This is a genomic window from Holdemania sp. 1001095H_141210_F2 (assembly GCF_015558105.1).
Taxonomy (GTDB): Bacteria; Bacillota_I; Bacilli_A; order Erysipelotrichales; family Erysipelotrichaceae; genus Holdemania.
In genome coordinates this window covers 73,474-96,064 of record NZ_JADNPO010000001.1, presented here as the reverse complement: position 1 = coordinate 96,064, position 22,591 = coordinate 73,474, and the positions used below count along the sequence as shown (strand labels likewise).

Sequence of the window (22,591 nt, the reverse complement as noted above, 5' to 3'; positions counted from 1 at the left end):
TATTTCCTCCTTTACCTAAAAGAAAAGGGACGGCTTGTCCCTTTGTTCAGACTGTTTAGCCTGCGTAGTTTTCAAGATCGTCGATCGCCTTGCGGATCAGCGCCTGGGTGACCGGATACGGAACATGGTTGAGTTCCTGATTCTTTTCCGCCATTTCCAGCACATCGCTTAACGGATCGTCCTTACTTAACTCTAAATCCGCCAGACAGACCGGCAGCCCGATTTGACGGTGGAAGGCGTAAGCTTTTTGAAGCATTTCCTTCTGACCGTCCATCATCAGCTGCACCAGCGTGCCGTAGGACACAACCTCGCCATGCAGATGGTTCTTCTCGATATGCTCGCGCACCGTCAACCCGTAGAACAGAGCGTGCGCCAGTGCGGAATTGTAATCGGGATGGACAAGCAGTGAAACGCTGCCGGTGGAAATCAGGATATTCTGGATGATCTGTTCGAGATCGTCGCTGACTTCCTGATTTTTCGCTGCGCGCAGCGCGCTGACGCCGTGGGCGATCACCGGCTCAAAGCACATCGCGCTGATCGTACGGCCCAGTTCGCTGGCATAATTCAGTGAATCGTTGCGGGCGGAGAACGTACACTCCACATGCTTCGCCATCGTATCGCCGATACCGGCCCATAAATACTGAATCGGCGCTTCGGCAATGACTGAAGTCGGGATCAGACAGTGTACCGGCGCGGCCTTCAGCTTTGGAATATCCTTGAACGAACCGTCGGCGTTATACATGATGCTGATCTTGGTTACTGCCGCGCAGGTGGAGGCGATCGTCGCAATCGTGACGACCGGCTTTCCCAGCTGATCGCCGGCCAGCTTCACCGTGTCCAGACATTTGCCGCCGCCGATGCCCACCAGCACGTCTGCCCGCCGCACATCCGGATCCTCTGTCAGCCTGGCGACGTTCTCATAGGTTGCCTCATGCCCATAACAGACTTCCCTGACAACGTCCAGCGAACCCAGCGCCGGGGTTAACAGCGCCTGACAGGCGGCATAGGCTTTCGCACCATGAATCAGCGCCACTTTGCGTCCATAAGCAGAAACGACGCGTTCCAGATCATTCAGTGCGTCCGGGCCGATCGTATAGCGCGGAAGGGTCACGTTTTTCATACTTTATTTGCCTAAGACTTCACGTACATACGCTTCCAGCTCGGCGTTCTGGCAGCCGGCGAAGAAGCAGTCCTGGAACCGCTGCGTCAGCGCTTCCCTGACCATGCTCTGATCAAGCGCCTTCAAGCCTTCCAGAACCGGCTTGCCCACCGCGGCCTTCACTTCGTTTAACAGCGCGGCGTTGCGGTTCTGCGATTCCTTGCGGCCCGGCTCATTCGGATAGCCCATGCCCTTCGGAGAACCAAATGCTTTTTCAAAAATCGTGTGGATGTTCAGCTCGCCGCCCCAGCCGAAGCCTTTGGCATAAGGGATCGACAGTGCGTTGCCGTTGTTGATCTGCAAGAACAGGTAGGCGTCCGACGGTTCGATGCAATAGCCGCAGACAACGCCCGGATATGCGTTCAGCGACATCAGCGCGCCCTGACCGGTGCCGCAGCCGGTAACGACGAAGTCCACCGCGCCGCTGTTGAGCAGCAGGCAGGCCTGAATGCCCAGATGCAGATAAGTCAGACGTGGATTTTCTTCCGTATACGCTTCCGGAACGTCCTTGTCCAGCAGCGGTTTTGCCATCGCGGTGTTATAAACGGTATGACCCATCGGTTCGACGACGTCTTTCAGCTGTTCCAGAATAATCGTGTTCTTCGGGGCCTGGCTGAATTCATTCATTAATGCAATTTTCATGTGTTTGTTTCTCCTTTTCTTCTTTTTAACAGGAACATCGTTTTCCTGTTCCTGTCTATAAAAGTATCATAAACGATTCGTTCCGGATTATCAATCCTCGTCATTTTAATGTGGTAAATTGTCGTTTATCCGCCCTGCCAAAATGGAAAAGCAAAATAATGTGATCCAATAAAACTTCATTCTGTAATTTTTCATCCTGTTTTCCAGCTAAGGTGATCCGATCAATACCCCTTGCCCAGGTCATTGTTTTCAGTTTGACTACAGTACTGATACAGGACAGTACCAGGACTGGCGGTTAAACGGAATCAGCTCGTCGCTTAAACATAGAATGATTCCCGGCTGAACGTCGAGATGAAACTGCTGCAGAACATTAAAATTCTTATCCGGTTTCGAAGGTTCCTTGCCTTTCTTAATCTCGATCGGCGTGATCTGATCCCCATTCACAACAAGCAGGTCGATCTCCTTCTTATCCGTATCCCGGTAATAGAACAAATCGACAGGTTTGCCGGCATTGTAATAACTCTTAACAATTTCCGTAACGACATAAGTTTCAAAGAAGGCACCATCCATCGCACCATTCGCCAAGGTCTCCGCATTCGGCCACCGGCATAAATAAGCCGCAAGTCCTGTATCCATAAAATAAACTTTAGGAGTTTTGACCAACCGTTTGGAAATGTTGGAAAAATAAGGACGCAGAATAAAAATCACACCGGACCGCTCCAGAATGGATATCCAGGATTTAGCGGTCGGCAAGGAAACGCCAATCGTCTTAGCGATTTCATCATATTTCAACTCCTGCCCCGTCCGGGCAGCTACAAAGACTAGAAAATCATAAAACTCATTCAGTTTTCCAACCTGCGCCAAGTCTTGAATGTCACGTTCAAGACAGGTATTGATATAGTCCATATAGTAACGATCGTTGTCAAGATCACTAACACGCAATTTAGGCATGCCTCCACGATAGATATCCTCATAAATCGTATGGATATCCTTCTTCACGCTGGTTTTCAGGCGTTCCCGCAAAGATTTTAGATCCGGCTGAAAAAGTCCGACGGGACGTCCCTCGATCTCAGCAGCCGACAATCCGGCCATATCAAAAACGGCAACCCGGCCTGCCAGAGATTCAGAAACACCCTGCATCATTTTAAATTTCTGCGATCCGGTAATCCAAAACATCCCGTTGTTATCTTCGCCCGCAAGCGCCTTCTCATCGACAATCTTTTTCATTTCCAAAAGAAGCGAAGGAACACGTTGGATTTCGTCGATCAACAGCGGTGATCCATAAGTTTCAAAAAAAAGGGCAGGATCCTGAATTGCCAGTCTGCGGGCATTGCCGTCATCCAGTGTGACATAGCGCCGATCCGGTTCCTTGATATGATTCAGCATTGTAAATTTTCCCATCTGACGCTGGCCGCAGACCATGACGACAGGATAAGAGCGAGAGGCTGTTAGAATTTGATTTTCTAAGTGTCTTTGAATATACATGAAAGCACCTTCTTTCGATATTTTTAAAGTATAACTTTACTTTATCCGTATTTTCCGAATAAATCAAATATAGAAAATTGTATTTTCATCTGCTTAATAACCTTCATTAGATATCGACCTAGGGTCATATAAAAAACCGCACAGACAACAAACGAGCACCTTGGGTAAGATGCTCGCTTATTTACTTATAAATGGGAGGATTTATTCGTTGCCGGTCGAAACCGATTCACCGTAGAAATACTGGTTGTTGGACCCGATCACCCGGATATATTCCTTCACGAACTGCTTCACAGCGGCTTCCGCCGTCATGCACAGTTCCAGATAATCCGCGTTCGGTTTGCACTCCAGCTTCTTTAGCATCGCGTTTTTCGCGGCATGGAAAGCGTCGGTGCAGACATTGATCTTGTTGATGCCTCCGGCAACGGCCTTGCGGATGTTCTCTTCGCCGCTGCCGCTGCCGCCGTGCAGAACCAACGGCATATCCAGCGCCTTTTTCAGCTCGGCCAGACGTTCAAAGTTCAGCACCGGCACATAGCCCTTCGGATAATCCCCATGCGCCGTGCCGATCGCCACAGCCAAAGCGTCGCAGCCGGTGTCTTCCACAAACTTCTTTGCTTCTTCGACGTTAGTGTACAGGTCGACCTTACTGTTGTCGCCGTCCGCCGCCTGCCCAACATGGCCCAGCTCCGCTTCGACGCAGATTCCGTGCGGGTGCGCCAGCGCGCAGACAACCGAGGTCCGCTTGACGTTTTCCTCATAAGGATAGGAAGAAGCGTCGATCATCAGGCTGGTGAAGCCGTTGTGGATGGCCGTGACCATATCTTCCAGCTTTCCGCCATGATCCAGGTTCAACGCGACCGGAATGCTGGCGCGTTCAGCCAGTTCCTTCACCAGCGGAACGATCTCCGTCAGATGCGCATGCTTGCCGATCTGACCCGGACCCATCTGGACGATAATCGGGGAATGTTCTTCCTCGGCGGCGCTGATCACCGCGCGGGCCATTTCCATATTGATGCTGTTGACTGCCATCACCGCGTAATTATGCTTGTGCGCGTGCTGCAGAATATCCTTCATCGAAACTAACATAGGACTCCTTCTTTCTTTCCTTAATATAATTGCGAATGTCTTAGAAATTGAGGGTGAAGCTTACAGGTTGATGTCCAGGTCGACGATTTCTTCTTCCTCTTCCTGACCTTCCTCGCTCGGCTTCTTGATCGCCGAATAGATGACGCCAGTCGCAACTGAGCCGACAATCAAGGCGATCACCGCCCACATCCAGTTGGTCATCATCGGGAAGACGAAGATTCCGCCATGGCCGGCAACGGATTCAACACCCATCGCTACGGCGATGCCGCCGGCTAACGCTGAACCGATCATGGAAGCGGGGATGAAGCGGGCCGGATCTGCCGCAGCAAATGGCAGGACGCCTTCAGTAATGAAGCACAGGCCCATCGGGAATGCGGTTTTCGCGGTTTCTTTTTCCGTCAGCGAGAATTTTTTCGGTGTTAACAGAGTGGAAACGAAGACGCCGCATGGTGGCGTCATGCCGCCGATGATCTTGGCTGACATTGGTCCGTAGATGCCATCAGCACCCAGCGCATTGGCCGCCATAGAAGCCGTCTTGTTGACCGGGCCGCCCATATCGAAGCCCATGCCCGCGCCGATAACCGCGCCGATGATGAACTTGGAACCACCGTTGAGGCTCATGATCCAACCCTGCAGAGCATTCATGGCAATCGCCATCGGCTTCGCCACGATCGCGAAGAAGGCAACGCCGCAGACAAAGGTCGCGATGACTGGAATAATCATAACCGGCATCAGGCCGACCATCCACTTCGGAAGCTTCCAGGTCTTCATCCACTGGATGAAATAACCGATCACAAACGCCATCAGCAGACCGCCTAAGAAGCCCGCTTTCGACTGGTTTGCCGCATAACCGATGACGAAGCCCGGCACGATGCCCGGACGTTCAGCGATCGAGTAACAGACGCCGGCCGTCATGACCGCAACGCCGAAGCTCATCGCGTAGTCAGATAATTTGGAAATCATCCACCAGAACTGTTTCCAGTCGAAGCAGTTCAGGTTGCTGAAGAGGGTCGCGCCCGCTTCCGGCGCATAATTGCCGACTTCCCATCCGCCGAAGCCTTTTGCTAAGGCGCCCAGGATACCGCCGGCCACGATCATCGGAATCATGTACGAGATGCCGGTCATCATGTGTTTTTTAAAGTTCAACTTTTTCATGGATTCATCTACCCCTTTTTATTTTTGGATTTTCTTTTCGATCGTGGCGATCAAGCTTTTTGGATTCTTCATCGCGACGCTGATCGGAATGTCAACGGTCGGCTTGCCGGCGAAACGTTCCATTCCGCCGACAGCGATATCATGCGCGATGATGACAACATCCGCCGCGGCGATATCTTCCGCTGTCAGTTTGTTCTGTGCGCCGATCGTCCCCTGCGTTTCGATCTTGCACTGATGGCCCGCGGCCTCCGCTGCGTTCTGAATCTTTTCCGCAACGATATAGGTATGCGCGATGCCTGCGGTACAAGCTGTAATTCCTACAATCTTCATTTGGGTTCACCTCCCATCCGTCTTTGTTCTTTTGGCATGATCATAATTTATCATGTTGCAAGCGCTTTAGTTTAACAACTGCGGGAACTTTATTACGGTAATTTTTTGATTAAGTAACGATTAAATTACGGTAATTTTGGTCATTAGTTGAGGAATAAATTAATCAACTCCTGCTTTGTTGTAACCTTCTGCAGCTTCTCCACGCGTTCGTCGTTGCCCAGCTTGCCGGCCAGCTCCGCCAGCAGCATCATGTGATTGGACGCGAAATCAGCGTCGTCGCTGACGCAGAACAGGAAGACCAGATTGATCGGCTCATCGTCGTAGCTTTCCCATTCGATCTCATTTTCGCATCGGCCGATCGCGATCCCGATCTTTTTGACGGCATGACTTTTGCCATGAGGAATCGCGATGTGGTTGCCCATGCCGGTAATCCCTTCCGCTTCCCGGACATAAATGTCCTTGACGAACTGTTCGATGTCTTCAATGTAGCCCGCTTCCAGCAGGTGCGCGCTCAAATCATGGAGCACTTCGTCTTTCGTCGTGCTCTTTAAATGCAGGTCGATGATGTTTTCATCCAGAATATCCGCTAATGCCATACGTTGTTTTCTCTCCTTATCGTAGCTTTGCTTACTGAAATTACTTGATTAAATATTTGTAAAAATCGACGTTGGTCTGGAAATTCCGCAGGACGTTGACCTGCTCGTCGGTTCCGACCAGCTTGATGTACTGCTTATAGAAAGCCTGGGTGCGGCGGATCTCAAAGTCATTGGTCATTTTCACGACTAACAGAAAGATCACGTCGACCATTTCGCTGTCCCACAAGATCGGTTTTTCCAGCGTGGCGATGACGACCCGGGCTTCGTTGATCTCGTTCTGATCGCCATGAGGAATCGCAACGCCGTTGCCGATCGACGTCGGCGTAAACGCTTCACGATCCAGGACCGTCTTGACATACTTGCGCGTGACATAGCCCTTGCGGACCAGATGATCGCATAAATACTTCAGCAGCGCCGGCTTGTCGTCAATTTTCAGATGCGTAAAGATCAGATCCGGCTCAAACAGCTGGTGGCAGTCCGCGTCGAACTGCGCCTCGCTGACCTTGTTGAGAATCGTGTTGCGGATCCAGTGGTTGATTTTCTGAATCGAAGCGTCGGACAGGAAATCGTCGATCTCCACGATCCGCGGGTCATTCAGCTGCAGCTCGCGCGTCGTCAAAATCAAATCGACGTCCGTGACTTTTTCAATCTTGAAATCATGGACGCTGACCACCTTCACCGAATGAATCAGGCTGGACGAGCGGCAGATCTTGTCGCACAGCATCTGGTTGATGCCCATGCCCGAAGCGCTGACCAGCATCGTCCGGACCGGATTCTCATTGCGCTCCAGAGCGGATTGGATATACAGCACGATATAGCCCAGCTCATCCTCGCTGACCTTCAGATCGAAATATTCCTCAAACAGAACGGAGATCAGCCAGGCAACCCGGAAGGTCTTTTTGTATTCCGTTTTAATATAACTGGTCAGCCCGTTGGTATGTCCACGTTCATAGCGCAGCCGAAACAGCGTCGGCCGCATGTGAATCAACAGGCCGTGATAGAGCGCGTCGTCATGCGTCAGATCGACGTTGAGAACGTTGCTGACAACGGAGATGATCTTGCGGACAAATTCCTGCAGCTTGTTGTCATATTCCCGCAGCACCTCGCCGCTGTCGGCGCTGTAGCCGCTGTCGATCAGCTTGGAGCACAGGATCTGGATTGACAAAAACGCTTTTTCCTCAGTCGGCAGCGTCATGTTGAAATGCGCCCCGAGCTTTTTAAAGATCGCTTCGGCAAAGCTGTATTCGTTGTACTTCTGAAGCATTTCCAGCTCTTCATCTGAAAATTTCAGCTTGCGGCCATTTTCCTGCTGGTTCTGATAGATCGCCAGCGATGCGTAAACAAGCACCTCGTTGAAGGATTCCTCGGCGAACTCAAAGCTCCATTCCTTTTCCGTTTCCATGATTCCCCGCCGGATCGCATCAAGATCCAGTCCCGGCATAAAAAACAGGATACTTTCCTCGACGTTGGTCTCGGTATCGAATTTCAGAATGAAATGCTTCAATGCCAGGCGGTAGGACACCTCGTTGTACGCCAGTTCCAGCCCCTTGTTGCGCACGACGTTCAGCTCGATGTTAAACAGCTTCAGCCAGCTGCGGCAGTCGTTGATCACCTTGAGCGTCGTCGGTACGCTGAGATAGAGCTGGGAGGCCAGCTGCTTGGTCGTCAGCGTGTTGTTCTTCGTGCTTTTCAAGATCAGCTTCAGCGCTGTTGCGGTGCGGACCTGATCGTTTTGCAGTACGTCCATATTCGTCGAGTTGTTGATCAGCGAATTGAGCTTCAGCCGCTGCTGCGCATCCGCATTCAGCCAGATCCCGATCCGGGGTTTCTTGCATATCTCGCCCAGCTGGTTGTCCAGCAGCATGTTGTTGATCACTTCCACTTTAGTGCGGATCGTTTTTTCTGACAGTCCAATTTCTTCCGCCAGCTGGCCCGTGGTCACCATCTCTTTATTCAGCAGCGCCTTCAAGATCAGCTGGGTGTAGTAATTAGACTTTTGATCATTCATTTTGTCACCGCCCTTCCCTCGTCAATAAAATAGCATACTTTCCTGTTCCGGCTGAAAGAAAAACGGGAACAGAAATCCGGTAATTTTTTGCTTGTTGTTTCGCGAAGCTGGGGAAAAAGCATGAATATCCCTTTTATAAAAGCTTTTTTAATACTTTTCTCGAAGAATCACAAGTTGATCAAGTTAACCAAGACCTTCTCAAAACCAAGTTGACAACCTGATCAACAGACACTATGATAAGCTTGTCCAGGCAATCAAAAAGCCCGGCTAGTCCGGACTTAATCAATCAACTGGATTTTGAGATTTTTGAAGTATTGCCGGTATTTTTCACTCGGTTCTTCATCGGTGATAATTCCGGTAATGCCTTCAAGATCGAAAAACTTGTTAAACGCCACCGTACCGAATTTCGAGTGATCGGCGACGATCCAGACCTCCGCAGAATTCTGGATCACATGCCGCTTGATCACCCCTTCATTGAAATCGGTATTCGTCAGCCCCTTGGAAATCGACAGGCCGACCGTGGAAATGAACGCTTTATTATAGTAGTACGGATAAAACGAGGTATCGGAGAAGAAGGTCTGGGTTTCCCTTCTCAGCTTCCCGCCCAGGCAGATGCCCGTCAGATTCTCTGTTTCCGTCAGCGCGTTCATGACATGCAGGCTATGAGAGATCACCGTGACCTCCTGTTGATGAAGATAGGGGATCATGGTATAGGCGGTGGAACCTGAATCCACAAAAATTACGTCGCCGTCCTGCACTTGCCGCGCCGCCAGCTGACCGATCCGATCCTTGGCCGCCGCGTTGGTGCGCAGCCGGGAAGATAAAGTCGGCAAGGTCGCCGCGCTGATCTTTTCCGGTTTGGCCAGAACGCCGCCGTACACCTTGGTGATCACATTGCGGTCCTCCAGTTCCTTCAAATCCCGGCGCAGCGTCTGCACGGAGATATTGAACAGCTGCTGAAGCTCCTCGTTGCTCACCGAGCGGTTTTTACGGATATAGGCTTCCATTTCCTGCAAACGATTGTATTTCATGGTTTTTCCCCGACCTTTCAACTTTCTCCATTATAGACAAGTTGAATCCCTGTGACAAGCAGAAAGGAGTTCACAATGCTAAGAAAAAATGAGGATCTGCATCCCGGTTTCAATCAGATCTGCGACAGTGAAAAAGACCGGATGTTCATGAACGTTCAACTGTTAATCGCCCATAAAGGCGAGTCCTGGCCGATCCAGTCAAAGGATCAGGAAACGGCGCTGCTGCTGCTGAGCGGAACTGTTGTCTATCAATATGAAGGCAAAGCGGTCAGCGCCGTGCGGAAGGATTGCTTCCACGACGACGCGACCTGCCTGCACGTCTGCCGGAACACGCCGGTGACGCTGGTCTTTGAGGAAGATGGCGAGGTGCTGGTCCAACAGAAGGAAAACCCGCGGATCTTCCCGGCCGTGCTGTATGATAAGTCCAACATCGACAAACAGTTCTTCGGCGAAGGCAAGCTGGCTGCCACGACCAAGCGCCAGGTCACGACGATCCTGGATTACCAGCGCACGCCATATTCCAACATGGTGCTGGGGGAAATCACCAACTTTCCAGGCTTCTGGAGCAGTTATCCGCCGCATCATCATCCCCAGCCGGAGGTCTACTTCTACAAGTTCGATCATCCGCAGGGCTTCGGCAGCTGCTTCATGGGCGAGGAGGTCTATAAAATCACGCACAACAGCGTCGCGATGATCCCCGGCGGTCTGACCCATCCGCAAAATGCCGCGCCGGGCTACGCGATGTTCTATGTCTGGATGATTCCGCATCTAAAAAACAATCCGTGGATCAAGACGCGCACCTTCGACCCCGATCATGAATGGGTCAACGATCCGGATGCCGAATTCTTCCAGCTTGATCAATAAGCCATAACCCCTTCATTCCTCAGGTCCGCTCAGCCATCGCGCAGAATCCGTCCGTCTTCGAAAAAAAGGACAGCGGCAAATGCCTTGCCGGGCAGCGGTCCTGCAAAACAACGCCAAGTCTTGTCAAGGCGGTCAGCCTGTTAAAGTAAAGGAGAAATAAAAATACATGAATAAATTATACGAAATGGTCACCCGCTTCCCGCAGACGGAAGTGTGGAACGACTCCTGCAGCTGCAAGGAGCTGCAATATGCAATCGACAACGGCGCCAGCGGCGCAACCACCAACCCGGTCATCGTCGGCAACGTCTTAAAGAAGGAACTGCCCGAATGGGAAGAGACCATCAGAGAAATCATCAGCACCCATCCGGCTTACACCGAGGATGAGGTCGCCTGGGATGTGATCAAGGCGTTAGGCGCCAAAGCCAGCCGGCTGCTTTTGCCGATGTTTGAGGAAAGCCATGGTCAGAAAGGCCGGATTTCGTTTCAGACCAACGCCAAGTTCTACCGCAGCAAGGACAAGATGGTCGAGCAGGCCTGCGAGCTGGCGGCCACCGTGCCCAATTCCCAGATCAAAGCCCCGACCTCCAAGGCCGGCATCGAAGCGTTTGAGGAATTGACCTACCGCGGCGTCAGTATCAATGCGACAGTCTCGTTCACCTGCGCCCAGGCGATTGCGGTCGCCGAAGCCGTGGAGCGCGGCTTGGCGCGGCGGGAAGCGGAAGGCTTGTCCACGGCGGAAATGCATCCGGTCTGCACGATCATGGCCGGCCGGACCGACGATTACTTAAAAGCCTGGGTCAAGCAGCACGACGTGATGATCAGCGCGGAAGCGTTGGACATGGCGGGCGTAGCGGTCGTCAAAAACGCCTACCGGTTATACAAGGAACGCGGCTATCGGACAAAGCTGCTGGTCGCGGCCTTCCGCAATCAGCATCATTGGGAAGAATTCATCGGCGGGGATATCGTTCTGACGATCACCAGCGACTGGCAGCGCAAATACAACGGCAGCGACGTCGTGATCCAAAACAACATCGACACGCCGGTCGCAGACGAGCTGATCAACGAGCTGATGAAGCTGGATGAATTCAAAAAAGCATACTTTGAGGATGGGTTAAAGCCGGAAGCGTTTGAGCACTACGGCGCGTTTTTGGCGACGATGAATCAGTTTCTGGGCGGCTATGACGATTTAGTCAAACTCATCCGCGGCTACATGATCAAATAAGGAGGAACGACAATGGCAAATCTATTTTTAACACCCGCTAAAATCATCAACGGTTCAAGCGCTCTGGAAATGGCCGGTCCCGCATTGGCCGCGTTAGGCAAAAAGGCGCTGATCGTCACCGATTCGATGATGATCAAGCTCGGCAATCTGGACAAGGTGCTGAGAGTGCTGAATCAACATCATGTCGGATATTCGATTTATGCTCAAATCAACAGTGAGCCATGCGATACGATGATCATCGACGGCTTGAAGCAATATCAGGCGGAACACTGCGACTTCTTGATCGCGCTGGGCGGCGGTTCGCCGATCGACTCGATGAAGGCGATCGCGATGATGAGCGCCGATCCAAACCGGCCGTTGAATTCCTACATGGGTCAGCCGGTGGAAACGCCGCTGCCGAAGAAGGTCGCGATCCCGACGACTGCCGGCACGGGTTCGGAAGCAACCCAGTTCACGATCATCACCGACACGGAAAACGACGTGAAGATGCTTTTAAAAGGCGGCAGTCTGATTCCGGATCTGGCGATCATCGACCCGCAGTTCACGATGACCGCGCCCAAGGGCGTGACCAGCGCGACCGGCATCGACGCCCTGTGCCACGCGGTTGAAGCCTACACCTCCCGTCTGGCCCAGCCACTTTCCGACACCTTCGCGCTCAGCGCCGTCAAGCGGATTTTCAACAATCTGACAAATGCCTATGAGCATGGCGACAATGAGGAAGCCCGGATCCAGATGTCGCTGGCGGCGCTGGAAGCCGGGATCGCCTTCAACAATTCCTCGGTAACGATCGTCCATGGCATGAGCCGTCCGATCGGCGCGCTGTTCCATATCGCGCATGGCTTAAGCAACGCCGTGCTGTTGGAAGTCTGCATGAAATATGTTAAGGATGGCGCAGTGGCCCGGTTTGCGGATCTGGCGCGTTATTGCGATATGACACAGTGTGAGGATGATGAACAGGCGGCCGATCTGTTTATTGAAAATCTGTCCGCGCTGTTAGCCCGGCTGAACGTGCCAACCTTGGCGCAGCTGAATGTCGATCGGGATCAGTTCATGAATTCGCTGGAAAAAATGGCCCATGACGCCAACGTTTCCGGCTCCCCGGCCAACACCCGCAAGCCGATAACGGAACAGGCGATGATCGAGCTGTATAAACAGCTGTGGTAAATCCTTCAGATCTTTCTTAGCCCCTAAGTTTCTCCCCTGCCCAGGACTTCCCGTTTTTTTCCGGCATCAATGATGAAAGGATGATCTAAATTATGCGCATGACTCATTTTAAAAACGCCAACGTCGACGTCAGTCAGCTGGCCGTCGGCACCTGGGGGCTGGACAGCCTGCGCTGGAACGGCGCGATGAGCGAAACCGAAGCGATCGAAGCAATCCGCGCGATGATCCAGGGCGGCGTCAACCTGATCGACACAGCACCCAACTATGGCAACCACAGCTCGGAACAGATCGTCGGCAAAGCGATCCAGGGTCTGAACCGGTCTGAGATTTTAATTTCCACGAAGTTCGGCACGCACAATGATTTATTCACCGGCGGCGTATTCCGCGACGCCCGTTTCGGTACAGTCATGGAGGAAATGGCCAGCTCGCTGCGCAACCTCCAGACCGATTACGTCGATTTTTATTTCCTGCATTGGCCGGATACGCACACGCCGATTGCGGAAACGATGTGTGCCCTGAACTTCTTAAAGCAGCAGGGAAAAATCCGCTATATCGGCTTGTCCAACTGCGATCAGCCGTTATTGGAGGAAGCGATGAAATACGGTCAGATCGACGTCGTTCAACCGCCCTTCTCGATGATCGATCAGCGTTATAAGCCATTGATGCAATGGTGTGCCGCACATGGCATCGACACGATGACCTATGGTTCCTTAAGCGGCGGGATTCTGACCGGCCGGTTCCGCGAGGTTCCCGACTGGCCGGCCAACGATGTCCGGCTGTCCTTCTATAAAGGCTTTAAGCCGGAGATCTTCCCCCGCGTCATGGAGCTGATGGCAACGCTGGATGAAATTGCCCGGACACATCAGGTTCCAGTCAGTCAGGTTGCGATCAACTGGTCGACGCAGAAAGCATTCGTCTCCACCGCGTTGGTCGGCGTACGCAGCGTGCGTCATGTCGCGGAAAATCTCAATACGTTCACATGGCAGCTCAGCGATGCTCAAATGCAGCAAATCGACGCGGAAATCGCACGGCTGGGATTGGATCAGCTCTGATTCCCTGCTCACCGCCTTGTATCACGGTTCTTCTTCCTTAGAGAAAAATGAGGGCTCCGTAAGGGAGAAGGATTTCAACGCTGAAGCTCAACGTTGAAGGAAATTACGCAAAACGAAATGTTTGTTGATAGAAACGCCGGGACCGGATTGCCCGGCGTTTTTATTTCATGTCAAAAAAACTCAAAAGAGTTGTTTAATTACCATTCTTGAGTTATACTGAATATGGAAAGCCGGGACGCTCTTTGCTTTACAGGAAATTTGATTATCGTCTTTCCTGAAAGCTCCTATCGCTGAAGATTCTTCCAACTTTCTGCCAATAGATTCCGTCCCGCGTCTTTCCGCCTGTTGATCATAAGATCCAGCGCATAAAAACAGAAGAATCCCATTGAAATTAACAGCCATGAGAACACCTGTCCCTCATGGATTCGGTTAACTCCCTGAAAAAATTTTGTTTAAATTATCTGTTTTTGTGCACAAATGGACAATATTACAAAAAATGCAGAAGATAATCCATTCAAACCTTTCGGCCGGTTCTATAAAATAAGAATCAGGAGGAAGGAAAATTATGAAAAAAATCGTTAAACTGATGCTTTCCGTCATGATGATCGCTTCGATGGCTGCGTGCAGCTCGGCACCGAAGAATGATCAAGGCGGCGAAGGCAAATTCAAAGCAGGAACTTACACAGGCACCGCCCAGGGCAATAACGGCGACGTTACCGTCGAAGTCACCTTGAGCGCCGACAAAATTGAAAAGGTCGAAGTCACGGAACACAAGGAATCGGCTGGCATCTCCGATGCGGCGATCGCCAACATCCCGGCTTCGATCGTTGAATCCCAGTCGCTGAACGTCGACACGGTATCCGGCGCAACGCACACATCCGACGCGATTCTGAACGCTGTCAAAGCGGCGCTGACAGAAGCCGGCGCAGATATCGAAGCGCTGATGAGCGGCGAGGGCGCGGCGAAGACGACCGTTACTTTAGAAGATAAGACCTATGACGTCGTTGTCTTAGGCGCCGGCGGAGCGGGCTTGTCTGCAGCGATCGAAGCACAGGCAGCAGGAGCAAATGTCGTTGTCATTGAAAAAATGCCATATGTCGGCGGCAACACGATTCTGTCCTATGCCGAACTGGCCTGCCCGAACAACTGGCTGCAGGAAGAACAGGGCATTGAAGACAGCCCGGAACTGATGGCGAAGGAAATGTGGGAAGGCGGCGGAAAGGTCGCAAAGAAGGAAATGGTCGATATCGTCGCGAACGACGCGACGGCGGCAGCGGAATGGCTGCGCGATGAGATCGGCGTCAAATATCAGGATTACCTCGTTTGGGAAGGCGGCCACAGCGTAGCCCGTGCCGTTGAACCGATTGATTTAGGCCCGGGCATGATCAATCCGTTAAAGGAATACGCTGAAGGTCACGGCGTTGAAATCATGCTGAACACCAAGGCTGAAGAACTGATTCAGGATGAAACCGGCAAGGTTGTCGGCGTTAAGGTCTCCCAGGGCGATCAGACCGCGACAATTTCCGCGAACAATGGCGTCGTTCTGGCCACCGGCGGTTTCGGCGCGAACGTCGAAATGCGCGAACATTACAACACGCGTTGGGAAACGCTGGACGAATCGGTTAAAACGACGAACTCCCCGGCGATTGTCGGCGACGGCATCGTCATGGCTGAAAAGATCGGCGCTCATCTGATCAATATGGAACACATCCAGCTCTATCCGTTCAACAATCCGATCACCGGCGTCTTCTATGGGATCGAAGCACCAAGCTGGTCGGGCGAAGGTCTGATCTATGTCAACAAAGACGGCAAGCGTTTCGTCAACGAAGTTGCAATGCGCGACGTTCGTGCTGAAGGTATTCTGGCTCAGGGCGGCTTAGTCTACGCGATCTACAATCAGGAAGTCGCTGACCGGCTGAATCTGGAAGAAAAATTCGCCGATGAATATGCCCGCTGCCTGGAAGACGGTGTCTTCTTCAAAGCCGACACGCTGGAAGAAGTCGCAGAACACTATGGCATCAACGCTGAAAACCTCGTTGAAACGATGGATAAGTACAACGAAGGCATCGAAAACAACAACGATGAATTCGGCCGTACCACCAGCATGGTCACGATGAAGGAAGGCCCTTGGTTCATTCTGGAAGGCGTCGTTTCTGTCCATCACACAATGGGCGGCGTTGAAATCAACGAAAATGCAGAAGTTCTGGATACTGAAGGCAATGTCATGCCAGGTCTGTTCGCCGCAGGCGAAGTTACCGGCAGCATCCATGGCAACAACCGCGTCGGCACCTGCGCGATCGCCGATATCACCGTCTTCGGACGGATCGCCGGCCGCAACGCAGCCGCTGCGAAATAAATCAATTTCCCTCCAAGGAATCCCAGTCTGACGGCTGGGGTTCTTTTTTACTCATCCTTGAATGCCAGCGAAATCTAATGCCTGGTTTGATGAATCCTCAATTTCGTTCAGTCTTGACAAGCCAAAGTCATTCAATCGAAAAGGTTTACAAACGTAGACTCTGGTAGTAAACTGAAATCACAGAGGTGATCTTCCATGCGTTTTCCTTTCACAAGACACGGTTTTCGCTGCGCTCTGCTTTGTTTCGTCCTGCTCTTTACGGGCTGTCAGCCGACTTCCCTTCCCTACGATTCAGAATTAAATTCACAGTATGATTGGGAAAACGACCTGGTCATTATCGGCGATGCGATTCCCAGCCTGATCGCCGCGATTGAAGCGCATGATCAGGGGGTTGAGGATATCCTTGTCATCGTATCTTCGCTCAAGCCGGACTACACTTCATTTCACAGCGCCGATCTGCCCCATTCCGTCGAAATTCTGACGGAGGAAACCGATCGCTATGCGGCGTTAGGCGCCGCAGCTCAGCGGGCTGACCAAAGTCAGCGGCGCTGGACGCTAACCGAAATTGAACAATTTTATACAGATTATTTTTCGGAACTCACGCTGAGTGCCGATTCTTCTCTTTTCCGAACAACCGTTGAACATTCCGGAGCGGACGTCGACTGGCTGATCGAACGCTGCGGCGTACCGTTTGCCGAACCAGTACCGGGTTTACTGCCGGATTATAAATTAATGATGACCCCCAATGATGGACAGACTGAAGGACACCCTGTCGTTCTATCCGCCTTGACCCAGATCGCCGCCGATCTGGGGATCGCCTTCATGGAAAATTCACACCTGACTCAGATTCTACTGAATGAAGCACAGGATGGTGTAGAAGGCGTCAAAGTTGTGCAATCCTTCAGCAATAAAGAAACAGGCCAACCTCTGAATTATTCGCCTAAAATTAAAACAAATGCGTTAATCATCGCGGATCAGTTTCTTTCGCAAGACGTTTTCCTTCGCGGACATTTAAGCTCCGATTACACACCGCTTCAATTAGAGGATTGGGAATCGGTGGCTTCACTGCAGGAAGACTACGATTACTTTACCCTGCCCAATATCATTTTTTTAAATTCTGACGGCCGCCGGTTCTTTAATGAAAAGGATCCGAAGATGAACTATCAGGATCAGCTGATTTGGATTGCCAAACAGGAACCGGTCTATGGAATCAGCGATCTCGATCACGTTCAAGCGGCCGGAATTTCACCGCGAACCTTTTATTTCGAAGTGGATAATCTTGATTTCCTCGCTGACATGATCAATCCGGAATACCCCGGAATTGTAAAAAAAACGATCACGGATTACAATCAGTACGCCCGGACCGGCCTTGATTTAGAATTTCAGCGTGAGGGATCGACAATGAGCGAGCTGATACCTCCTTATGTTATCGTGGAATTTCATACTTCCCTATCCCGCCCGACTCTCAACAAATCACTTTTGCCGGTGTCCTTTAAAGGGGAAGTTCTGAGCTACGCCTCAGACAATAATAAATTCAACGGCCTGTACTCTGTTTATGGAGAAGATACGAAATGTCCGGGATGGGAATTGACATCCGGGCTGGTCTGGGCGCGAATCACCGCTCAAAGTGCTGCCGCTCAGCTGCTGAAAAAATAATTGGTACGCTTGCTTAAATTGAAGAAATCGTTTACTATGAAACTAAAAATAAGAAAAAGAGGTCATCTTATGTGTAATGAAATTCGTCTGGCCGATCTGGTCGTCGACTGTCCTGACGCTATAAAGTTGAGTCAGTTCTACCATGAACTGCTGGGCTGGAAAACTACGGAACTGTTCGGCAATCCCGCGGTTGTCAGCGAAAACGGCGTGATGCTGGTCTTCGTGCAGGAAGACGATTATGTACCGCCGGTCTGGCCGGAGGTTGAAGGCCGGCAACAGAAACAAGTCCACTTTGATTTTCTCGTTTCCGACCTGAATACAATGATCACAAAAGCGGAAGCCTTGGGCGCGCGGAAGGCCGACACGCAGTTTGGCGGTTCTCAGTTTGTAACGCTATTTGATCCGGCAGGGCATCCATTCTGCCTCGTTCAGGCTTAAACTTTCCTATGTTAAAAAGATATCTCAGAAATACGGGATATCTTTTTTCTTCATCGTAAACCCTAAACACTTCATAGAATTGTCCGTATGATTAACCATTCTATTCTGTCCTGAGTTATTTTCAAATTCGTTTTTTCCAGGCTTTAAATCATAAACTACATTTCAATATAAGTCGTAAAGTATTGTTCCTGAAACTTGACTTGCTCCATGATTTCTTCTTTGGATAAGGTTTGTTCCCTGGGAACCACAACCCATTTTTCTTCCACATCGTCTTTTCGGTGAATGATCGCGATGATTTTTCCCGTAAACACATTCACAGGTTCATCAACGCCTAAAATGTACGCGTCCTGGTCTTCCCCGTCGGGCGCGGGGATCCCCTGGATATAACCATAATTTACCGGATAGATCAGATCCGGATACTTTGGATGGCGCGTTCCCATTTTTCGATCGACTGTGACCGTGACAATTTGTCCAAGCATCTTTTTCTCCTGTTCTGATTTTCTCATTCTTACGTTAATGATTTTATTATAAAGGATAAAGAGGGACTTTTGATCATTTTTCTGATTATTCCGCAGCGGCTGCCCATTTGTTCATTCTCAAGACTTCATCAGAATGAAAACAAAAATCAGGCAAAAAACTTCGTTAAAATGAAAACATAAAAAATTACCGGAATAAACTGCCTGTTTGCCTGCCGTGGACGCTTGTTAAACATGATAAAATGGAAAAAAAGAATGGAGTAATCAATGATGGAATCTTTAAATCGTCAAAATCATCCCCAGCCGCAGCGGCCGGTGCGCATTCTTCAGTTCGGCGAAGGAAACTTCCTGCGGGCCTTTGTCGATGATTTCATTTCTCAGCTGAATGAGAAAACCGATTTCAACGGCGGCGTCTGCGTCGTTCAGCCGCGGCCGCATGGGCGGGTCAGAAACTTAATGGAACAGGATGGATTATATACGCTGCTTTTAGAAGGAAAAAAACAAGGCACGGCAACGCGTGAGATGCGGATCATCGACGTGATCGAACAGGGAATCGATCCCTACACGGATTACCCGGCGCTTTTGCAAGGTGCGGCAGATCCGCAATGCCGCGTGATCATCTCGAACACCACCGAAGCGGGAATCGCCTATACAGACGAAAACGTGACGCTGGACGCTTGTCCGCAAAGCTTCCCCGGCAAAGTTCTGGCCGTGCTGAAGCATCGCTTCCAGTCGTTAAAGGGCACGCCGGAAAGCGGCATGGATATCGTGTGCTGCGAGCTGATTGAACGCAACGGCGACACGCTGAAAGAAATCGTCTGCCGCAAAGCCCGCGAACAAGGCGAACCGCAGGCTTTTCTGGACTGGATTGAGAACGCCAACCGATTTTACAATACGCTGGTTGACCGCATCGTACCGGGCTATCCGAAAGATCAGGCGGGGGCGCTGGAAGAACTGCTCGGCTATCACGATGCCTGTCTGGTCAAGGGTGAAATCTATCACAGCTGGGTAATTCAGGGCGATCCCGCGCTGCGCTCCGTGCTGCCGCTGGATCAGTTAAATCAAAACATTATCTTTACCGACGATCTGGCCCCTTACCGCGACCGCAAAGTCGCGATCCTCAACGGCGCGCATACCGCGATGGTTCCCTTAGGATTACTGGGGGGACTGGAAACCGTAAAGGAAACCGTCGAGGATCCGCAGATTCGCCGTTTCCTTGAAGCCTTTTTAAAGGAAGAGGTATGGCCTTCGCTCAATTTCAGCGAAAGTGAATTAAAATCCTTTACTCACGACGTTTTTGAACGTTTTGAAAATCCGGATATCCGCCACGAGCTCATGAGCATTTCGCTCAATTCAATCGCCAAGTTCAATACCCGTGATCTGCCGGCGATGCGGCATTATTACGATACGCATAAAGCGCTGGCCCCCCATGCCTGTTTCTCGCTCGCCGCGCTGATCGTCCTTTTGAGCCGGCGGAAATCAGACGGCACGCCGTTGATCAGCGAAAGCCCGGAAGTCCTGGCCTGTTGGCAAAACTGGGATGAGCGCCAGCCGCAGGCAACGATCAGCGCGCTGCTCCAGCTGCCGCTTTGGCAGGGCAAATTGGCAGCGATGGACAACATCACGGAACGTTTGACTGAAATCATCCGTTCGCTCACGACGCTCGGCCTTCGCGAAGCGTTAAAAAAGGAGGGACTTGCATGAAGAAAACGCTGCACATCCAGTCCAACGACAATGTGATCGTCGCACTGGAACCCTTGTCCGCCGGAGAATCGGTCGATGGGATCCTGTTGCTGGACGACATCCCATCCGGACATAAATTTGCCTGTAAACCCATTTTGGCCAATCAGCCGGTCATCAAATACGGTCAGCCGATCGGTCAGGCCGCTGAACGAATTGAACCTGGACGCTGGGTTCACAGCCATAACCTGAAAACATTATTGTCCGGGACGCTTAACTATCAATACAACCCCATCGTTGATCCGATTGTCAAACGTCCTCAAGGCCGTTCCGTCATGGCCTACCGCCGCGCCAACGGCAAGGTCGGAATCCGCAACGAGCTGTGGGTGATCGTCACGGTCGGCTGCATCGGCGACACCGCCCGCAACATCGTCAACACCTTCCGCCAGCGTCATCCCTTCGATGATATCGACGGCATCTTCACGTTTGATCATCCATTCGGCTGTTCGCAGATGGGACAGGACCATCAAAACACCGTCAAAATTTTACAGGACATCGTCACCCATCCCAATGCCGGGGGCGTGCTCGTGCTCGGTTTGGGCTGCGAAAACAACCAGCTGAAACCATTCTACGATACACTGGAACAGATCGACCCGGAGCGTATCCGCTGCCTGAACTGTCAGGATGTCGAGAATGAGGTTCACAGCGCCGTGGAGCTGCTCGAACAGATTTATCAGGTCATGCGTCATGATCAGCGCGAAGCTTGCGATCTCAGCGATTTCTCCTTCGGTTTGAAGTGCGGCGGTTCCGACGGCTATTCCGGCATCACCGCCAATCCGCTGCTGGGACGGTTTTCCGATATTCTGTCCAGCTATGGTGCGAATATCGTGCTCAGCGAAGTCCCGGAAATGTTCGGTGCGGAACAGCTGTTAATGAACCGGGCCGCCGATCAGGAAACATTCGATAAGCTCGTCGCGATGATCAATCGCTTCAAGGATTATTTCCTGTCCAATCATCAGGTTGTCTATGAAAATCCATCCCCGGGCAACAAGGCCGGCGGCATCACGACGCTGGAGGAAAAAAGTCTGGGCTGCATCCAGAAAGCCGGAACCGCGCTGATCCGCGATGTGCTCGACTATGGCGAGCCGATCCAGAAAAAAGGCGTCAGTCTCGTGTATGGGCCGGGCAACGATCTCGTGTCAACCACGGCGCTGGGCGCCAGCGGCTGTCAGATCGTGCTGTTCACGACAGGCCGGGGTACGCCGTTTGGTGGGTTCATTCCAACTTACAAAGTTTCGACCAACTCCGAGCTGGCTGCGAAAAAGCCGCACTGGATCGACTTCAACGCCGGAATCCTGACGGAGGGCGTCACGCTGGACGAGGCGGCAAGCCAGCTGGTCGAAGATCTGATCGCCGTGCTGGAAGGAAAGAAAACACGCAATGAAATCAGCGATCTGCGCAGCATCGCAATCTTCAAACAGGGGGTAATCTGTTAAATGGATGTCATTCTGTATGGCCTGATCACCGTTCTGTTGGCGTTGGCTGTGTTCCAGGCGTTCCGGCTGCACAAGCATTATACCAAAACGCTGTATCCGGCGTTGTTCGCTAACTATCTTGAATACTTCTGGCGCTATCAATTCCGCCAGAACCTGTCCGTCAGCAGCTGGCTGAAACAGGAGCTGGGCTTCCACCGGCTGCTCTACAATTCCGTGCTGGATCAAAATGGGCATGTCGCCCAGACCTATGTTACCCTGTTATGCACCCGCGGCGCCTTCGTAATCCGCGACGTCCGCAGCGAAGGTCAGATCAGCGGCAAGCCGAACGACAAGCACTGGATCGTCAGCCGCCCGCAGACGGAAACGACAAAAAACTTCCGGATTCCCAATCCTGCCGACGGACTGCGTCAACATTGCCAATATCAGCGTCAGGCATTGGGCGGCGTGGACTGCACCGGCCTCTGTGCCTTTCCCGACGCCGCGGATCTGACGCATGCCCGAAGCGAGTTTGCACTGCTGCATTACAAAGACGTCGTCAGCTGGATCAAAGACCAGCCGGAACAAATGAGTGAGCCGCAAATTCTGACTGCATTTGAAAACGTATCGAAGAAATAAACAGGACTGCGCGGACAACGCGTTTCGTGTTCCGCTTGCTTCTGCCAACCACGCCGGCCGTAGATCAGCCTGATTGCCTC

Annotated in this window: 20 protein-coding genes; 10 read left to right on the top strand and 10 right to left on the bottom strand. The window is 51.6% G+C overall.

The annotated features are described in order from the left end of the window. Positions 1–55 precede the first annotated feature (55 nt). The 9 genes from I2G61_RS00470 to I2G61_RS00430 form a co-directional block, all read right to left on the bottom strand. Positions 56–1,120 carry an iron-containing alcohol dehydrogenase family protein gene (locus tag I2G61_RS00470; protein WP_072684997.1) on the bottom strand — a complete coding sequence of 355 codons (1,065 nt, stop codon included), beginning with the start codon at positions 1,118–1,120 and terminating at the stop codon, positions 56–58. 3 nt (positions 1,121–1,123) lie between these two features. Beyond that, entirely contained in the window at positions 1,124–1,801 is a 678-nt protein-coding gene (locus I2G61_RS00465; protein WP_072684996.1) for an RpiB/LacA/LacB family sugar-phosphate isomerase, read from the bottom strand. Between the two features lie 258 nt (positions 1,802–2,059). After that, positions 2,060–3,286, bottom strand: coding sequence for an ATP-binding protein (locus I2G61_RS00460; RefSeq protein ID WP_072684995.1), 1,227 nt, complete (start codon positions 3,284–3,286; stop codon positions 2,060–2,062). Between the two features lie 201 nt (positions 3,287–3,487). Further along, positions 3,488–4,372 carry a class II fructose-bisphosphate aldolase gene (locus I2G61_RS00455; protein WP_072684994.1) on the bottom strand — a complete coding sequence of 295 codons (885 nt, stop codon included), beginning with the start codon at positions 4,370–4,372 and terminating at the stop codon, positions 3,488–3,490. Between the two features lie 60 nt (positions 4,373–4,432). Then, a complete protein-coding gene (locus I2G61_RS00450) occupies positions 4,433–5,527 on the bottom strand; it encodes a PTS fructose transporter subunit IIC (RefSeq protein WP_072684993.1) in 1,095 nt (364 codons plus the stop codon). An 18-nt stretch (positions 5,528–5,545) separates the two neighbouring features. Further along, a complete protein-coding gene (locus tag I2G61_RS00445) occupies positions 5,546–5,857 on the bottom strand; it encodes a PTS fructose transporter subunit IIB (RefSeq protein WP_072684992.1) in 312 nt (103 codons plus the stop codon). A 143-nt stretch (positions 5,858–6,000) separates the two neighbouring features. After that, the gene (locus I2G61_RS00440) at positions 6,001–6,453 is read right to left on the bottom strand and encodes a PTS sugar transporter subunit IIA (RefSeq protein WP_072684991.1); all 453 of its coding nucleotides are present in this window, start codon (positions 6,451–6,453) and stop codon (positions 6,001–6,003) included. Between the two features lie 40 nt (positions 6,454–6,493). Further along, the gene (locus I2G61_RS00435; protein ID WP_072684990.1) at positions 6,494–8,461 is read right to left on the bottom strand and encodes a transcription antiterminator; all 1,968 of its coding nucleotides are present in this window, start codon (positions 8,459–8,461) and stop codon (positions 6,494–6,496) included. Between the two features lie 278 nt (positions 8,462–8,739). Further along, positions 8,740–9,492 (bottom strand): DeoR/GlpR family DNA-binding transcription regulator, encoded by a 753-nt coding sequence (locus I2G61_RS00430; protein ID WP_072684989.1) that lies wholly within the window; start codon positions 9,490–9,492, stop codon positions 8,740–8,742. 75 nt (positions 9,493–9,567) lie between these two features. Here I2G61_RS00430 and I2G61_RS00425 point away from each other — a divergent pair, with 75 nt between their 5' ends. The 7 genes from I2G61_RS00425 (at position 9,568) to I2G61_RS00395 (ending at position 18,244) form a co-directional block, all read left to right on the top strand. Next, positions 9,568–10,356, top strand: coding sequence for a 5-deoxy-glucuronate isomerase (locus I2G61_RS00425; protein WP_072684988.1), 789 nt, complete (start codon positions 9,568–9,570; stop codon positions 10,354–10,356). 166 nt (positions 10,357–10,522) lie between these two features. Next, positions 10,523–11,578 carry a transaldolase family protein gene (locus I2G61_RS00420; RefSeq protein ID WP_072684987.1) on the top strand — a complete coding sequence of 352 codons (1,056 nt, stop codon included), beginning with the start codon at positions 10,523–10,525 and terminating at the stop codon, positions 11,576–11,578. Positions 11,579–11,590: 12 nt separating this feature from the next. Beyond that, the gene (locus tag I2G61_RS00415; RefSeq protein WP_072684986.1) at positions 11,591–12,742 is read left to right on the top strand and encodes an iron-containing alcohol dehydrogenase; all 1,152 of its coding nucleotides are present in this window, start codon (positions 11,591–11,593) and stop codon (positions 12,740–12,742) included. A gap of 92 nt (positions 12,743–12,834) precedes the next feature. Beyond that, the gene (locus I2G61_RS00410) at positions 12,835–13,794 is read left to right on the top strand and encodes an aldo/keto reductase (protein WP_072684985.1); all 960 of its coding nucleotides are present in this window, start codon (positions 12,835–12,837) and stop codon (positions 13,792–13,794) included. Positions 13,795–14,359: 565 nt separating this feature from the next. Then, the gene (locus I2G61_RS00405) at positions 14,360–16,150 is read left to right on the top strand and encodes a flavocytochrome c (RefSeq protein ID WP_072684983.1); all 1,791 of its coding nucleotides are present in this window, start codon (positions 14,360–14,362) and stop codon (positions 16,148–16,150) included. Positions 16,151–16,345: 195 nt separating this feature from the next. Beyond that, positions 16,346–17,806, top strand: coding sequence for an FAD-binding protein (locus I2G61_RS00400; RefSeq protein WP_072684982.1), 1,461 nt, complete (start codon positions 16,346–16,348; stop codon positions 17,804–17,806). Positions 17,807–17,875: 69 nt separating this feature from the next. After that, positions 17,876–18,244, top strand: a complete 369-nt coding sequence (locus I2G61_RS00395) for a VOC family protein (RefSeq protein WP_072684981.1) — start codon at positions 17,876–17,878, stop codon at positions 18,242–18,244. A 155-nt stretch (positions 18,245–18,399) separates the two neighbouring features. On the opposite strand, the gene I2G61_RS00390 is transcribed toward I2G61_RS00395, so the two are convergent. Further along, complete coding sequence (locus I2G61_RS00390; RefSeq protein WP_072684980.1) at positions 18,400–18,723, bottom strand: inorganic diphosphatase; 324 nt, start codon at positions 18,721–18,723, stop codon at positions 18,400–18,402. Between the two features lie 267 nt (positions 18,724–18,990). On the opposite strand from I2G61_RS00390, the gene I2G61_RS00385 reads away from it, so the two are divergent. The 3 genes from I2G61_RS00385 to I2G61_RS00375 are packed head-to-tail and all read left to right on the top strand — an operon-like array spanning position 18,991 to position 22,511. Then, positions 18,991–20,424, top strand: a complete 1,434-nt coding sequence (locus tag I2G61_RS00385; protein ID WP_072684979.1) for a tagaturonate reductase — start codon at positions 18,991–18,993, stop codon at positions 20,422–20,424. After that, positions 20,421–21,896 (top strand): UxaA family hydrolase, encoded by a 1,476-nt coding sequence (locus tag I2G61_RS00380; protein WP_072684978.1) that lies wholly within the window; start codon positions 20,421–20,423, stop codon positions 21,894–21,896. Before I2G61_RS00385 ends, I2G61_RS00380 begins: the two co-directional genes overlap by 4 nt. Beyond that, positions 21,897–22,511: a hypothetical protein gene (locus I2G61_RS00375; protein ID WP_072684977.1), complete on the top strand. Its 615-nt coding sequence runs from the start codon at positions 21,897–21,899 to the stop codon at positions 22,509–22,511. Positions 22,512–22,591: the final 80 nt, after the last annotated feature.

Bases quoted from the DNA above. Each gene is read 5' to 3' on its own strand.
- I2G61_RS00375 (WP_072684977.1), top strand. From the start codon at position 21,897: ATGGATGTCATTCTGTATGGCCTGATCACCGTTCTGTTGGCGTTGGCT.
- I2G61_RS00415 (WP_072684986.1), top strand. From the start codon at position 11,591: ATGGCAAATCTATTTTTAACACCCGCTAAAATCATCAACGGTTCAAGC.
- I2G61_RS00440 (WP_072684991.1), bottom strand. From the start codon at position 6,453: ATGGCATTAGCGGATATTCTGGATGAAAACATCATCGACCTGCATTTA.
- I2G61_RS00450 (WP_072684993.1), bottom strand. From the start codon at position 5,527: ATGAAAAAGTTGAACTTTAAAAAACACATGATGACCGGCATCTCGTAC.
- I2G61_RS00435 (WP_072684990.1), bottom strand. From the start codon at position 8,461: ATGAATGATCAAAAGTCTAATTACTACACCCAGCTGATCTTGAAGGCG.
- I2G61_RS00455 (WP_072684994.1), bottom strand. From the start codon at position 4,372: ATGTTAGTTTCGATGAAGGATATTCTGCAGCACGCGCACAAGCATAAT.
- I2G61_RS00390 (WP_072684980.1), bottom strand. From the start codon at position 18,723: ATGCTTGGACAAATTGTCACGGTCACAGTCGATCGAAAAATGGGAACG.
- I2G61_RS00400 (WP_072684982.1), top strand. From the start codon at position 16,346: ATGCGTTTTCCTTTCACAAGACACGGTTTTCGCTGCGCTCTGCTTTGT.
- I2G61_RS00460 (WP_072684995.1), bottom strand. From the start codon at position 3,286: ATGTATATTCAAAGACACTTAGAAAATCAAATTCTAACAGCCTCTCGC.
- I2G61_RS00465 (WP_072684996.1), bottom strand. From the start codon at position 1,801: ATGAAAATTGCATTAATGAATGAATTCAGCCAGGCCCCGAAGAACACG.
- I2G61_RS00420 (WP_072684987.1), top strand. From the start codon at position 10,523: ATGAATAAATTATACGAAATGGTCACCCGCTTCCCGCAGACGGAAGTG.
- I2G61_RS00445 (WP_072684992.1), bottom strand. From the start codon at position 5,857: ATGAAGATTGTAGGAATTACAGCTTGTACCGCAGGCATCGCGCATACC.
- I2G61_RS00395 (WP_072684981.1), top strand. From the start codon at position 17,876: ATGTGTAATGAAATTCGTCTGGCCGATCTGGTCGTCGACTGTCCTGAC.
- I2G61_RS00410 (WP_072684985.1), top strand. From the start codon at position 12,835: ATGCGCATGACTCATTTTAAAAACGCCAACGTCGACGTCAGTCAGCTG.
- I2G61_RS00470 (WP_072684997.1), bottom strand. From the start codon at position 1,120: ATGAAAAACGTGACCCTTCCGCGCTATACGATCGGCCCGGACGCACTG.
- I2G61_RS00430 (WP_072684989.1), bottom strand. From the start codon at position 9,492: ATGAAATACAATCGTTTGCAGGAAATGGAAGCCTATATCCGTAAAAAC.
- I2G61_RS00405 (WP_072684983.1), top strand. From the start codon at position 14,360: ATGAAAAAAATCGTTAAACTGATGCTTTCCGTCATGATGATCGCTTCG.
- I2G61_RS00385 (WP_072684979.1), top strand. From the start codon at position 18,991: ATGGAATCTTTAAATCGTCAAAATCATCCCCAGCCGCAGCGGCCGGTG.
- I2G61_RS00425 (WP_072684988.1), top strand. From the start codon at position 9,568: ATGCTAAGAAAAAATGAGGATCTGCATCCCGGTTTCAATCAGATCTGC.
- I2G61_RS00380 (WP_072684978.1), top strand. From the start codon at position 20,421: ATGAAGAAAACGCTGCACATCCAGTCCAACGACAATGTGATCGTCGCA.